Annotated in this window: 13 protein-coding genes; 10 read left to right on the top strand and 3 right to left on the bottom strand. The window is 57.2% G+C overall.

Features of this window, described 5'->3' with window-relative positions; genetic code table 11:
- The first annotated feature begins 238 nt into the window (after nt 1-238).
- The 5 genes from AC0TNJ_RS06880 to gmk all read left to right on the top strand — a co-directional run bounded on the left by AC0TNJ_RS06880 (nt 239) and on the right by gmk (nt 5,155).
- A complete protein-coding gene (locus AC0TNJ_RS06880; protein WP_002963616.1) occupies nt 239-475 on the top strand; it encodes an acyl carrier protein in 237 nt (78 codons plus the stop codon).
- A gap of 272 nt (nt 476-747) precedes the next feature.
- Nucleotides 748-2,007: a beta-ketoacyl-ACP synthase II gene (gene fabF, locus AC0TNJ_RS06875; RefSeq protein ID WP_473770665.1), complete on the top strand. Its 1,260-nt coding sequence runs from the start codon at nt 748-750 to the stop codon at nt 2,005-2,007.
- Nucleotides 2,008-2,280: 273 nt separating this feature from the next.
- The gene (gene mltG, locus AC0TNJ_RS06870; protein WP_473770664.1) at nt 2,281-3,474 is read left to right on the top strand and encodes an endolytic transglycosylase MltG; all 1,194 of its coding nucleotides are present in this window, start codon (nt 2,281-2,283) and stop codon (nt 3,472-3,474) included.
- Between the two features lie 110 nt (nt 3,475-3,584).
- Nucleotides 3,585-4,484: a YicC/YloC family endoribonuclease gene (locus tag AC0TNJ_RS06865; protein ID WP_122003212.1), complete on the top strand. Its 900-nt coding sequence runs from the start codon at nt 3,585-3,587 to the stop codon at nt 4,482-4,484.
- An 8-nt stretch (nt 4,485-4,492) separates the two neighbouring features.
- The gene (gene gmk, locus AC0TNJ_RS06860; RefSeq protein WP_122003213.1) at nt 4,493-5,155 is read left to right on the top strand and encodes a guanylate kinase; all 663 of its coding nucleotides are present in this window, start codon (nt 4,493-4,495) and stop codon (nt 5,153-5,155) included.
- Between the two features lie 169 nt (nt 5,156-5,324).
- Here gmk and AC0TNJ_RS06855 read toward each other — a convergent pair whose 3' ends face one another.
- The 3 genes from AC0TNJ_RS06855 to AC0TNJ_RS06845 all read right to left on the bottom strand — a co-directional run bounded on the left by AC0TNJ_RS06855 (nt 5,325) and on the right by AC0TNJ_RS06845 (nt 7,772).
- Nucleotides 5,325-5,471, bottom strand: coding sequence for a hypothetical protein (locus AC0TNJ_RS06855; protein ID WP_162997383.1), 147 nt, complete (start codon nt 5,469-5,471; stop codon nt 5,325-5,327).
- A 130-nt stretch (nt 5,472-5,601) separates the two neighbouring features.
- Complete coding sequence (tldD, locus tag AC0TNJ_RS06850; protein ID WP_473770663.1) at nt 5,602-7,014, bottom strand: metalloprotease TldD; 1,413 nt, start codon at nt 7,012-7,014, stop codon at nt 5,602-5,604.
- Nucleotides 7,015-7,157: 143 nt separating this feature from the next.
- Nucleotides 7,158-7,772: an invasion associated locus B family protein gene (locus tag AC0TNJ_RS06845; protein ID WP_473768686.1), complete on the bottom strand. Its 615-nt coding sequence runs from the start codon at nt 7,770-7,772 to the stop codon at nt 7,158-7,160.
- A gap of 403 nt (nt 7,773-8,175) precedes the next feature.
- Here AC0TNJ_RS06845 and coxB point away from each other — a divergent pair, with 403 nt between their 5' ends.
- The 5 genes from coxB to AC0TNJ_RS06820 all read left to right on the top strand — a co-directional run bounded on the left by coxB (nt 8,176) and on the right by AC0TNJ_RS06820 (nt 12,754).
- On the top strand, nt 8,176-9,060 hold the full coding sequence (gene coxB, locus AC0TNJ_RS06840; protein WP_122003216.1) for a cytochrome c oxidase subunit II: 885 nt from the start codon (nt 8,176-8,178) through the stop codon (nt 9,058-9,060).
- 41 nt (nt 9,061-9,101) lie between these two features.
- Entirely contained in the window at nt 9,102-10,760 is a 1,659-nt protein-coding gene (ctaD, locus tag AC0TNJ_RS06835) for a cytochrome c oxidase subunit I (protein ID WP_006466231.1), read from the top strand.
- 228 nt (nt 10,761-10,988) lie between these two features.
- Nucleotides 10,989-11,936 carry a heme o synthase gene (locus AC0TNJ_RS06830; protein WP_473770662.1) on the top strand — a complete coding sequence of 316 codons (948 nt, stop codon included), beginning with the start codon at nt 10,989-10,991 and terminating at the stop codon, nt 11,934-11,936.
- A complete protein-coding gene (locus AC0TNJ_RS06825; protein WP_122003218.1) occupies nt 11,936-12,121 on the top strand; it encodes a hypothetical protein in 186 nt (61 codons plus the stop codon). The genes AC0TNJ_RS06830 and AC0TNJ_RS06825 overlap by 1 nt, the downstream gene beginning before the upstream one ends.
- A 21-nt stretch (nt 12,122-12,142) precedes the next feature.
- Nucleotides 12,143-12,754 carry a cytochrome c oxidase assembly protein gene (locus AC0TNJ_RS06820; protein ID WP_473768683.1) on the top strand — a complete coding sequence of 204 codons (612 nt, stop codon included), beginning with the start codon at nt 12,143-12,145 and terminating at the stop codon, nt 12,752-12,754.
- Nucleotides 12,755-12,783: the final 29 nt, after the last annotated feature.

Below are 12,783 nucleotides of genomic sequence, written 5' to 3'. Positions count from 1 at the left end.
ATACGGGGGGTGGAGAAGGAAAAGGCGCTTTGCCTTGCTCAAGAAGCATGGTAATGCGCCCATCGAGAATTGCGGCATTCTGAGTAGAAGCGCTGCGATCCTGTTCCGAAAGGAATATCCACAGGATGACTGTCCGGGCGGCTTCGCTCGAAACTTGGCAGACATCTTATAACTTGATTACAATCCTGCATGCCGCTAACCAAGGCAGAGCAACAAACACACAGGTCGAGGTTCCGACATGAGCGATACCGCAGAGCGCGTCAAGAAAATCGTTGTTGAACATCTGGGCGTAGATGCCGACAAGGTCACGGAAGGCGCAAGCTTCATCGATGACCTCGGCGCAGACAGCCTCGACACGGTCGAGCTGGTCATGGCTTTCGAAGAAGAATTCGGCGTTGAAATTCCTGACGACGCTGCCGAAACGATCCTTACGGTCGGCGACGCTGTGAAGTTCATCGACAAGGCTTCCGCCTAATCTGAACTTGAGCATTGGGCTGGGGTTCTCGCGAATCCCGGCCCTGCTTGTCTTTGGTCGTGCCTTTCGTCTTCGCGACCGGGACGCATATGAATGAAGGCCGTTCAAGGCCTGAATCTGCCCGAGCGTTGGTCGAGATCGCGTTCAATGTGGCAGGCTCCGTTTTAACAATTGGAGCATCATCCCTTCCAGTCAGGCCCGGACATCTGTTCTGCCGGTTAAAGCCTGCGGGGCGCGGTGCTCGTGACATAACAGAGTTTTAAGGGGTGGATATGAGGCGTGTCGTCATCACCGGTCTTGGTCTGGTGTCGCCGCTTGCCAGCGGTGTCGAAGAGACCTGGAAGCGTCTTATTGCCGGTGAAAGCGGTGCTCGCCGCATCACGGAATTTGACGTTGATGATCTGGCCTGCCAGATTGCCTGCCGCATTCCGGTTGGCGATGGCACAAATGGCACCTTCAATGCCGACCTCCATATGGAGCCGAAGGAACAGCGCAAGGTTGATCCCTTCATCGTCTATGCCGTCGGCGCTGCCGATCAGGCGCTGGACGATGCTGACTGGCATCCCGAAAGCGATGAAGACCAGGTTCGCACTGGTGTTCTGATCGGCTCCGGCATCGGCGGCATCGAAGGCATTGTCGAAGCGGGTTACACGCTGCGCGACAAGGGCCCGCGACGCATCTCGCCATTCTTTATTCCCGGCCGTCTGATCAATCTGGCTTCCGGTCATGTTTCCATCAAGCACAATCTGCGCGGTCCAAACCACGCCGTCGTCACCGCCTGCTCGACCGGCGCGCACGCCATTGGCGATGCTGCCCGCCTGATCGCTTTCGGCGATGCGGATGTGATGGTCGCTGGCGGTACGGAATCTCCCGTAAGCCGTATTTCGCTTGCAGGTTTCGCTGCCTGCAAGGCGCTCTCCACCAAACGCAACGACGATCCGACCGCTGCATCCCGTCCATATGATGAAGACCGTGACGGCTTTGTCATGGGTGAAGGTGCTGGCGTCGTGGTTCTCGAGGAACTAGAACACGCATTGGCGCGCGGCGCGAAGATCTATGCCGAAGTCATCGGTTATGGCCTTTCCGGCGATGCCTATCACATCACCGCGCCAAGCGAGAACGGCGAGGGCGCGCAGCGCTGCATGGAAATGGCCATCAAGCGCGCCGGAATCACGCCGGACCAGATCGATTACATCAATGCGCATGGCACTTCGACCATGGCCGATACGATCGAACTGGGCGCTGTCGAGCGCGTGGTCGGTGACGCCGCATCGAAGGTTTCAATGTCGTCGACCAAATCGTCCATCGGTCATCTGCTGGGTGCCGCCGGTGCTGCCGAAGCAATTTTCTCGACACTTGCCATCCGCGACAACATTGCGCCTGCGACGCTCAATCTGGACAATCCGGCGGTCTCCACGAAGATCGATCTGGTTCCGCATAAGGCCCGTGAACGCAAGATCGATGTGGCTCTGTCGAACTCCTTTGGGTTCGGCGGGACCAACGCTTCGCTGATCCTGCGCCGATATTCCTGAGCTATATCGCCGTAATAAAATCTCAGATTTAAAAAACGCGGGGATTTCTCCGCGTTTTTGCCAAATTATAACCGGATGCGATGTTTAAAATCGCGAACAGCGGTTAGTGTAGTCACAACTCCGAAGAGTTTTACCCGCTCTGAGGAAATCAAGTGCATAGCCGTTCTGGGCGGGCATTCGACGGGGATGTCGGAAGGCTGCGCCAAAATAGACAGACGGAGCTTTTCGTATAGTTTGGTTTAACTATTCAGAGCTCTGGACCGAGGTGATTGAGTGAATTCAGAGGCACCATCCGGAACACCGCCCGCGGACGAGCAGCCAACGGGCGCAACGCAGGAAACGAACGCGACTTCAAAGCCGTTCGTGCCCAAATCCGCGTCTGAAGCGCTGCGCCCCGAGCCGGGAACGCCGCCGCCGCGCAAGCGTTCGCGCCATGCGCGCAGCCAGATCGTGGTTTTCATGAATTTCATGCTGTCGCTGGTCGTGCTGGTTTTGCTCGGCGCGTCTGCCCTGTTCTATTTCGGCAAGATGCAGTTTGACGCTCCCGGCCCGCTCGCGACTGAAACGACATTTCTCGTCAAGCGCGGCGCTGGTATCGCTGAAGTCTCCAACAGCCTGGAAAACCGCGAGATCGTCAGCGATGCGCGCATCTTCCGCTATGGTATGCGCACGCTCGGACATGAAAATGATCTGAAAGCGGGCGAATACGCTATCCCCGCCGGTGCGACGATGCGCGACGTGATGAATATTCTCATCAGCGGCAAGTCCATCATGTATCCGCTGACCATACCCGAAGGTCTGACGGTGAAGCAGATATTCGACCGTATTTCGGTTGATCCGATTCTTGTTGGCGACATGCCGAAGGACATGCCGCCGGAAGGCTCGCTTTTCACCGATACGCTGAATTTCACGCGCGGCACGACGCGTTCGGAAATCATCGAACGTATGGTTGCCTCCCAGAAGAAGCTCGTGGACGAAGCTTGGGCGAAGCGTAATCCTGACCTGCCGGTCAAGGATAAGAACGAATTCGTGACGCTGGCCTCCATCGTGGAAAAGGAAACCGGCATCGCCTCCGAGCGCCCTCACGTAGCCTCCGTCTTTGTGAACCGCTTGAAGAAGGGCATGCGGATCCAGTCCGATCCGACCATCATCTATGGTCTGTTCGGTGGGGCTGGCAAGCCTTCTGACCGACCCATCTTCAAGTCGGACATCGAGAAGCCTACGCCTTACAACACCTATGTGATCAACGGTCTGCCGCCGACGCCGATTGCCAATCCGGGCAAAGCCGCGCTGGAAGCTGTGGCCAACCCGCTGGATACGGAAGACCTTTACTTCGTCGCTGATGGAACGGGTGGCCATGTGTTCTCCAAGACGCTGCAGGAACACAATGCCAATGTTCGCAAATGGCGTTCCGTGGAACAGCAGAGGAATAATGGCAGCGTTCCAAATCAGAGCGCCGGACAGTAGAGAGGCCTCTGGTGAGTTTGTTTTAACCGGAGCCGGCGGCAAATGTCGGCTTCGGTTTGGTTGTTGAGTAAATCCGCATCACTGCGGACCTGAGTTGAGGGGATGGATGCATGGCGCTCCAAAGCATGACCGGATTTGCACGCCATGCCGTGCAGCACACCGTGAACGGCGGAGACGTGCGCATTGTCTGGGAAGTGCGTTCCGTCAACGGCAAGGGGCTCGACCTCCGGCTGCGCCTCCCGCAAGGTCTGGAAGCGGCCGAACACCCGGTCCGCTCAATGCTGGCACGCCATTTTTCACGCGGGAATTTTCAAGCAAGCCTCAGCGTGGAACGCAGTGAAGCTCAGGCCGGTTTCACCATCAACCAGGCGATGCTCGCCGAGGTCCTCGAACTGGGTGCAGATTTACAGGCCAGGCACGGTCTCGCGCCTGCGAGCGTAGATGGCATTCTTTCGCTGCGTGGCATTATCGACCAGGTGCAGGTGGCTGACAACGAAGATGAACGCGGCGTTTTGGAAGCTGCCATCGTCTCAAGTTTTGAAGAGGCGCTCAAGGCGATTGCGGATGCCCGGAAGCAGGAAGGTAAGGCTCTTTTTGCCATTCTGTCCGCGCATATCGATACTATCGAGCGACTGACCGAGAGCGCCCGCCGTGATCCGTCACGCAGCACCGACGCGATCAAAGTCCGCCTCGCCGGTCAGGTGGCTCTGTTGCTGGATGCCGCGCGTGAACTCGATGAAGCGCGGCTCTATCAGGAAGCGGCGTTTCTGGCGACCAAGGCTGATATTCAGGAGGAACTTGACCGGCTGGAAACTCATGTGGCGTCCGCTCGCAAGCTTCTGGCTGATGGCGGTCCCGTTGGGCGCAAGCTCGACTTTCTTTCACAGGAATTTAATCGTGAAGCAAATACACTGTGTTCCAAATCGAATGCGGCGTCGATCACAGCCATCGGTCTGGAACTGAAGGCGGTCGTGGATCAGTTTCGCGAACAAGTACAAAATCTGGAGTAACAGGTATCATGGCCATCTCTTCGGTTGAAAATGGCGTCGCACGCAGAGGCTTGATGGTGGTGATCTCGTCGCCTTCCGGGGCCGGGAAATCGACCATCGCCCGGCTGCTGCTGGAAGACAAGAAGATGAACCTTTCGTTGTCGATCAGCGTGACGACGCGCCAGCGCCGCCCGAGCGAGATCGAAGGGGTTCACTACCATTTCAAGACGATCCGCGAATTTGAACGCCTGCGCGACAATGACGAACTGATCGAATGGGCCGAAGTTCACGGCAATTTCTACGGCACGCTTCGTGAAACTGCCGAGATTGCTCTGGCCGATGGTCAGGACATGCTGTTCGACATCGACTGGCAGGGCGCCGATCAGCTCCAAGCGAAGATGCCAGCCGATGTGGTTTCGATTTTCATCTTACCGCCCACCATGCGCGAACTGCAGCAGCGCCTGAACCGTCGTGCGGAAGACACACCGGAAGTTATTGAGACGCGCCTGCAGAATGCCCGCTTCGAGATCCAGAAATGGGTGAAGTACGATTACATCGTCATCAATGAAGACCTTGACCGCTCCTTTGCCGCGATCAAGTCAATCATCGAGGCCGAACGTCTTCGCCGCGACCGCCGCCCGGGACTGTTCGATTTTGTAACCGGTTTGCTGGAAGAAGAGCCGGGAATCTAAAGCATTTCGAGGAAATCAGTCCACCGAACTGATTTCTGATCCCGCAGGTTAAGGCGAAAATACAAAGAGCGGCTCCGACGATTCTGTTAAAACAGGAACCGCTCTGCCGTTGGCAGTGGCTCGTCAGTGCTCTATTTCTCTGCAATCAGTTTTATAGATGGACAGCATGTCAGCCTAGCAGGATCAGCAGGCCATCCACCATGCCAAGGACGAGGATGAGCGCACCCATGACGATGGCCGTCGCGACCAGCACCCGCCTTTGCCGGTCACGCTTTTCCGTTTGCTTGCCCGTCCAGTCATAGGGCGATTGAGGCATTTCTCTCTCCAGATCGGCGCGGCAATGAACGTCGCCATGCTGCCGTATCGGTAACCTGCACTTTACTGCCCTTTTTCGCAAGCAAGATAAGGCTGACAAATGCGCATCAGCCCGGGGCGTGACGGCTTGACTATACAGCCGTGCCGCCCACTGTTACCTGATCCATGCGCAGATGTGGCTGTCCGACGCCGACCGGCACCCATTGCCCGCCCTTGCCGCAATTACCGCTGCCCGTATCGAGCTTCATGTCATTGCCGATCATCGAAATACGTTTCATCGCATCCGGTCCGTTGCCGATCAGCATCGCGCCCTTGATCGGGGCGCCGACTTTGCCGTCCTCGATCATATAGGCTTCCGTGCAGCCGAACACGAACTTGCCGGATGTGATATCCACCTGACCGCCGCCGAAGGAAACCGCATAGATGCCTTTTTTCATCGAGGCGATGATCTCTTCAGGCGTCTTGTCGCCTGAAAGCATGTAGGTGTTGGTCATGCGTGGCATTGGCGCATGGGCATACGATTCACGGCGCCCATTGCCGGTTGCTTCCATGCCCATGAGGCGCGCATTCTGGCGATCCTGCATGTAATTGACGAGTTTGCCGTCCTCAATCAGTACGGTGCGATTGGTCGGCGTGCCTTCGTCGTCAATGGTGAGAGATCCGCGACGTTCGGCAATCGTGCCGTCATCGACGACCGTCACGCCCTTGGCGGCAACCTGCTGTCCAAGCAAACCAGCAAAAGCAGAGGTCTTCTTGCGGTTGAAATCGCCTTCCAGCCCATGCCCAACCGCTTCATGCAGCATCACGCCCGGCCAGCCGTTCGCCAGGACGATGTCGAATGTACCCGCCGGGGCAGGGATGGCGTCCAGATTGACGAGCGCCTGACGCAGCGCTTCGTCCGCGGCGTGCTGCCAGCTTTCGGTCGTGACGAATTCGCCAAACCCTTTGCGCCCGCCAACCGTATGCGAACCTGATTCCTGGCGATCGCCATTACCCGCCACCACGGACACGCTAAGGCGCACCATGGGCCGTATATCGCGCACGAAGTGACCGTCGGCGCGCAATATTTCGACCTGTTGCCATGAGCCTGCCAGCGAGACGGAAACCTGTCTCACCTTGGGGTCTTTGGCGCGCAGATAGGTATCGATCTGCTGCAACAGTTGCACTTTGGCGTCGAATGTCGGTGAACCGATGGGGTTCTCGTCCGTATAAAGATGACGATTGGTACCGGCAGGTGCCGCGGAGTAGTTTCCGCCATAGCCCTTCAAAGTCGCCGAAACGGCATCGGAAGCGCGTTTCAAGGCGGCGAGCGAAAGATCACCCGCATGGGCATAACCAATGGCTTCGCCAGCGACCGAACGCAAGCCGAAGCCTTGATCCTGATTGAAAGAGCCGGTCTTGAGACGGCCATTGTCGAAAACGAGCGCCTCGGCTTCGCGGTATTCCACGAAGAGTTCGCCATCATCGCTGCCTTTCAGGCTTTGGGCGACAAGGCGCTCGATGTCGTCGCGAGGTGCGTCGAAACTGTCGATCAGGCTTTTCATAAAAATACATCCTGCAGCATGTGTTTGCTGCAGGATGTAAGCCTTAAATCGGTTGAGAACAACTACGCGATGCAGTACTGTTGAGATTCTGGTGATGGCGAGGCGAAAACCCTGTGTCGCCAGCGCCGGAATATCGGTAGTTCTTAAGGGAGGGCGTCGAAGCCTTCGCCGAAGCCCTTCAGATCGACGGGAATGCCCACGCCTTCTTCCGGTGTCTGGAAGACGATGAAGGTGGCAGCCTTGCCCGAGCGCAGCGTCTTGAGGAGATCGTCTTCCAGGATCACCTCGGCGTAGCAGCCATCTTCAAAGCAACGGACGAAATAGGCGCGGCCAATATCCTTGCCGTCGACATTGAGGCCAAGCCCGTTGGGCAGCAGGACACCAAGCGGCGCCAGAACGCGAAGGATGCGGGCCTTGTTGTCTGCGGTTTTGAGAACGACAACCGAAAGGCCGAGCTCGGGGCGCTTTGCCGCGACCACGTTCTGGATCAGCGCGCATTGTTCAGTCTTTGCGCCAGCGGGCGTGTCACAGAGAACCGACCAGGCGCCGTGCTGCGACTTCAGCTTGCCGCTCTGCTGCGGGCTGGACGGAGCCGCCTGCGACTGTGCCGCAGGAGCCTCTTGCGGGGTTTGTAACTGCGCCGGTGCTTGCTGCGCAACCGTGGGAAGCGTTGCAACGGCGAGGGCCATGCTGGCGCCTGTTGCAAGAATTGCGAGGCGCTGGCTGATCGTGCGGCGGACAGGCATGCGAAAAGTCATGAAATCTCCAGATCGAATCACCGGGACGTTAACGCGCTGCATTGGCCATGAAAAGCGCCGTGACGGGCGTTTGTCGGTCCTGGCCATCATAGCAACGGTGATACCGTCTGTTGCATCGATTGTCACGCGGCACGTTAAAGGAAACGTCTTGTCAAATCATGGCTTCATTATGGGTTTCCTGCGGTTTTCCCAAGTTTTCGCGGAGGAAGCGGACGCTTCTGTTAAACCGAATAAACTTGAATATTCGCTCTTTCTCATGGGGCTGCGCGCAAAAATGCCGCACAGGAACATATTCGCCTTCCTTGCGGTGTGCGCTAAGGTGTGGTTTGAACGCCGACGGGGGATGCGGCCGTCTTTAACGTCCGGCGTCCAGCTCGAAAGGGCGAAAAGGGAGAGAGTTCTGGTGGATAAGATTGTTGCCACAACGAAGGGCGCCTTCGGCGGCGCTCTTGCAGTGCTGTGGACGACTGGTGCCGCTTTTGCGGACCAGCCACGTCCCTGGGAATGGAGATTTCAGGACGCAGCGACTGGGATTGCCGAACAGATTCATTGGTTTGAGCGCTATACGCTCTGGTTCATTATTCCGATTACCCTGCTGGTTCTGTTTTTGCTGGTCTGGGTCGTGCTTCGCTTCCGCGCAAGTGCAAACCCCGAGCCGTCCAAAACCAGCCATAATACCGCTATTGAGGTGATCTGGACCATCGGGCCGGTCATCATTCTGTTGTTCCTGGCGGTTCCGTCATTCCAGCTTCTGACGGCGCAATATTCGCCTGAGGATCCAACGCTGACGGTCAAGGCCACGGGATATCAGTGGTATTGGGGTTACGAATATCAGGTCGATAATCCGGTTAGCTTCGATTCTCTTCTGTTGAAGGATGGTGATCGCGCCGCTGCCGGAAAAGAGGATCATGCGCGTTATCCGCGTCTTCTGGCCGTCGACAATGAAGTCGTGGTTCCAGTCGGGGAAACGGTTCGCCTCCTCGTCACCGCCGCCGATGTGATCCATTCCTGGACCATTCCGGCTTTCGGCGTGAAGATGGATGCTGTTCCGGGCCGTATCAACGAGGCATGGTTCAAGGCGGACAAGGAAGGCCTGTATTACGGCCAGTGCTCCGAGCTTTGCGGCAAGGATCATGGCTTCATGCCGATCGCCGTGCGCGTTGTCTCGAAAGAGCAGTATCAGACCTGGATCGCCGCTGCGGGATCGGATCTGAATGGCGCGAACAAGGCGCTTCAGGCCGCTGTTGAAGGTGGCGCAAACGATAAGGTGGCTGCGGCGGGTCTGTAGATCCCGAACGCCAAGACTGTTGAAAAACGGGAGCGAATTCCATGGCTGGCACAGCAGCTCACGAGCATGGTGCCCACGACGATCACAAGCCGCACGGCTGGGTTCGTTGGGTATACTCGACCAATCATAAAGACATCGGTACCCTGTACCTGATTTTTGCAATCATCGCCGGCATCATCGGCGGCGCCCTGTCCATTGCGATGCGCGCCGAACTCCAGGAGCCGGGTATCCAGATTTTCCATGGTCTGGCACAGATGGTTTATGGTGTTGAGGGCGATGCGGCCCTTGATGCCGGCAAGCACATGTTCAACGTGTTCACCTCGGCGCATGCGCTTGTCATGATCTTCTTCATGGTCATGCCTGCGCTGATCGGTGGTTTCGCCAACTGGATGGTGCCGTTGATGATCGGCGCGCCGGACATGGCGTTCCCGCGCATGAACAACATTTCGTTCTGGCTTCTGCCGCCTGCGCTGCTTCTGCTTTTGATCTCGCTGTTCATGCCGGGTCCGGCAGGTGGCTGGGGTCCTGGCGGCGGCTGGACGCTCTATCCACCACTGTCGACTTCGGGTCAGCCTGGACCGGCGGTGGACTTCGCCATTCTGGCAATTCACATCTCCGGCGCGTCGTCGATCCTCGGTGCCATCAATTTCATCACCACGATCCTTAACATGCGCGCACCGGGCATGACGCTGCACAAGATGCCGCTCTTTGCCTGGGCCGTGCTGGTAACGGCGTTCCTGCTTCTGCTTTCGCTGCCTGTTCTGGCAGGTGGCATCACCATGTTGCTGACCGACCGCAACTTCGGCACGACTTTCTTCACGCCGGACGGCGGTGGCGATCCGATCCTCTACCAGCACCTGTTCTGGTTCTTCGGACACCCGGAAGTGTATATTCTGATCCTGCCGGGCTTCGGCATCGTCAGCCACATCGTATCGACCTTCTCGCGCAAGCCGATCTTCGGTTATCTCGGCATGGCCTACGCCATGGTCGCCATCGGCGTCGTCGGCTTCGTTGTCTGGGCGCACCACATGTATACGGTTGGTCTGTCTCTCGACACGCAGCGCTATTTCGTGTTCGCGACGATGGTCATCGCGGTTCCGACGGGCATCAAGATCTTCTCATGGATTGCGACGATGTGGGGCGGTTCGATCACCTTCCGCGCACCGATGCTGTGGGCGATCGGCTTCATCTTCCTGTTCACCGTTGGCGGTGTAACGGGCGTTCAGCTGGCCAATGCCGGTCTCGACCGTGCGCTGCATGACACCTATTACGTAGTGGCTCACTTCCATTACGTTCTGTCGCTGGGTGCGGTGTTTGCGATCTTTGCGGGCTGGTACTACTGGTTCCCGAAGATGAGCGGCTACATGTACAACGAGTTCACGGCGAAGCTGCACTTCTGGGTCACCTTCGTTGGTGTGAACCTGGTCTTCTTCCCGCAGCACTTCCTTGGTCTTGCCGGCATGCCGCGTCGTTACATCGACTATCCGGATGCCTATGCGGGTTGGAACATGGTGTCGTCCTACGGCTCCTATATTTCTGGCTTCGCCGTCCTGATCTTCCTCTACAATGTCTTCGAGGCATTCGCGAAGAAGCGCGAAGCGGGCGCAAATCCATGGGGCGAAGGAGCAACCACGCTGGAATGGCAGCTTTCATCGCCGCCTCCGTTCCACCAGTGGGAACAGCTGCCGCGCATCAAGTAATCGTGCGTTGGGCGGAGTCCGGAAAAGACTTCGCCCTTCCTTGCAAAATGTGCTATGGGCGGACAGCATTCTGTTCCGCCCGTCGCCGGTAGACTAAAGTCGGCCATCGAGTACGACATTTTCCGGCGGGAACAGAACGGTTTCCGGGAGGATTTTGTTGTGATTGTGCCGATCCGCGCTGTAGGGGCGTGGGGTTCGGACCGGTGAATTTGAGGTTTTTGTAATTAAATGTCTCTGGTGGAAAAAAACGCAGGTACTGACGATGCGCTCGCTCTCTCCGAGGCGACTGCGCGCGATTACCTTGTTCTTTTGAAACCCCGGGTGATGTCCCTTGTGGTCTTCACCGGGCTGGTCGGTCTCGTCGTCGCGCCGGGACATATGAATCCTGTCCTTGCTGTCATCAGCATCCTGTGCATCGCGGTTGGTGCTGGCGCGTCCGGCGCGCTGAACATGTGGTATGATGCCGATATCGACGCTGTGATGAAACGCACGCGTAACCGGCCCATTCCGGCAGGCATTATTGCGCCCAATCAGGTTCTGGCTTTCGGCCTGACGCTCTCCGCCTTTTCCGTCATCACGCTCGGCCTGATGGTCAACTGGCTGGCGGCCGCGCTGCTCGCTTTCACGATTTTCTTCTATGCCGTCATCTATACGATGTGGCTCAAGCGCTCGACACCGCAGAACATTGTCATCGGCGGCGCCGCTGGTGCATTCCCTCCGATGATCGGCTGGGCGGCTGCGACAGGCGAAATCACTTGGGACAGTGTTGTCCTGTTCATGATTATCTTCCTGTGGACGCCGCCGCATTTCTGGGCATTGTCGCTCTTTGCAGCCAATGATTATGAAGCGGCGCGCATTCCAATGATGCCTAACGTAAAGGGTGAGCTTTCGACCCGGCGTCAGGCGCTGTTCTATGCGCTCATCATGGCGCCGGTCGGTGTTCTACCTTGGGTACTTGGCTTCGCGGGTCCTGTTTATGGCGCGATTGCCTCGCTGCTTGGGCTGGCTTTCGTCTATTACGCATGGCGCATGTGGGTTGCCGGATCGCAGCCTGAAATGCTGGCGGCCGCCCGCAAGCTGTTCCGCTTCTCGCTGCTTTACCTGTCGGGAGTGTTTGCGGTGCTGCTTGTCGAGGCGCTGGTAATGAAGGCGCTGGTCGCCTTGGGAGTGGTCTGATGGATAAAACCGTACAGAATCCGGTGGAGAACAAGCTGGAATTGATCGTTCCGACGGAACAGCAGAAACGGGCTCAGCGCAATCGCTCCTGGGGGCTGGCAATCGCCTTGGTGTTGTTCGTGCTTCTTGTCTATGTCGGCACGATTGCGAAACTCGGCGCCAATATTCTGGTACGACCGCTTTAAAATATTATCTGGGAGGAGAAAATGGCGGATCTGCAGGAGAAGGATCAAAAGCTGAAAAAGCAGCAGCGTTCCAATGCAACGATTGCTTTTGCTTGCCTGTCTTTCTTTGTCTGTATGATCGGTGCAGCCTATGCGTCTGTTCCGCTTTACCGCATTTTCTGCCAAGTGACAGGCTATGGCGGCACGACACAGCGTGTCGAACAATATTCGGATACCATCCTCGACAAGACCATCAAGGTGCGTTTCGATGCGAATACCGCCAACGGGCTGCCATGGGATTTCAAGCCCGTGCAGCGCGAGGTCACGGTTCGTATCGGCGAAACGATGATGATCAAGTACGAAGGACGCAATCTGTTCAACGAGCCGACCTATGGCCGCGCGAGCTTCAATGTCGCGCCGGGGCGGGCAGGGGCCTATTTCAACAAGGTGGAATGCTTCTGCTTCACGGACACGACTTTGCAGCCCGGTGAAGACTTGGAAATGCCGGTTGTGTTCTTTGTCGATCCGGAGATCGTGAATGATCCTGATCTGAAGGACGTCAAGACGATCACGCTTTCCTATACATTCTTTCCGATCGAGAAGCCGAAGCCCGTGGCAAATGCCAAGGCCGAGATTTCAACCAACGGAAGCTGAAATCGAGCGCGGCACATAATGCCGCAAAG

The sequence above is a fragment of the Ochrobactrum sp. PL_is483 genome (assembly GCF_055816855.1).
This window is presented reverse-complemented; position numbering and strand designations above follow the sequence as displayed.

What these genes read in the sequence shown, in the direction of transcription:
- AC0TNJ_RS06830 (WP_473770662.1), top strand. Translation starts at nt 10,989, where the DNA reads ATGTCTCTGGTGGAAAAAAACGCAGGTACTGACGATGCGCTCGCTCTC.
- tldD (WP_473770663.1), bottom strand. Translation starts at nt 7,014, where the DNA reads ATGAAAAGCCTGATCGACAGTTTCGACGCACCTCGCGACGACATCGAG.
- gmk (WP_122003213.1), top strand. Translation starts at nt 4,493, where the DNA reads ATGGCCATCTCTTCGGTTGAAAATGGCGTCGCACGCAGAGGCTTGATG.
- AC0TNJ_RS06880 (WP_002963616.1), top strand. Translation starts at nt 239, where the DNA reads ATGAGCGATACCGCAGAGCGCGTCAAGAAAATCGTTGTTGAACATCTG.
- AC0TNJ_RS06820 (WP_473768683.1), top strand. Translation starts at nt 12,143, where the DNA reads ATGGCGGATCTGCAGGAGAAGGATCAAAAGCTGAAAAAGCAGCAGCGT.
- AC0TNJ_RS06825 (WP_122003218.1), top strand. Translation starts at nt 11,936, where the DNA reads ATGGATAAAACCGTACAGAATCCGGTGGAGAACAAGCTGGAATTGATC.
- fabF (WP_473770665.1), top strand. Translation starts at nt 748, where the DNA reads ATGAGGCGTGTCGTCATCACCGGTCTTGGTCTGGTGTCGCCGCTTGCC.
- AC0TNJ_RS06865 (WP_122003212.1), top strand. Translation starts at nt 3,585, where the DNA reads ATGGCGCTCCAAAGCATGACCGGATTTGCACGCCATGCCGTGCAGCAC.
- AC0TNJ_RS06855 (WP_162997383.1), bottom strand. Translation starts at nt 5,471, where the DNA reads ATGCCTCAATCGCCCTATGACTGGACGGGCAAGCAAACGGAAAAGCGT.
- ctaD (WP_006466231.1), top strand. Translation starts at nt 9,102, where the DNA reads ATGGCTGGCACAGCAGCTCACGAGCATGGTGCCCACGACGATCACAAG.
- AC0TNJ_RS06845 (WP_473768686.1), bottom strand. Translation starts at nt 7,772, where the DNA reads ATGACTTTTCGCATGCCTGTCCGCCGCACGATCAGCCAGCGCCTCGCA.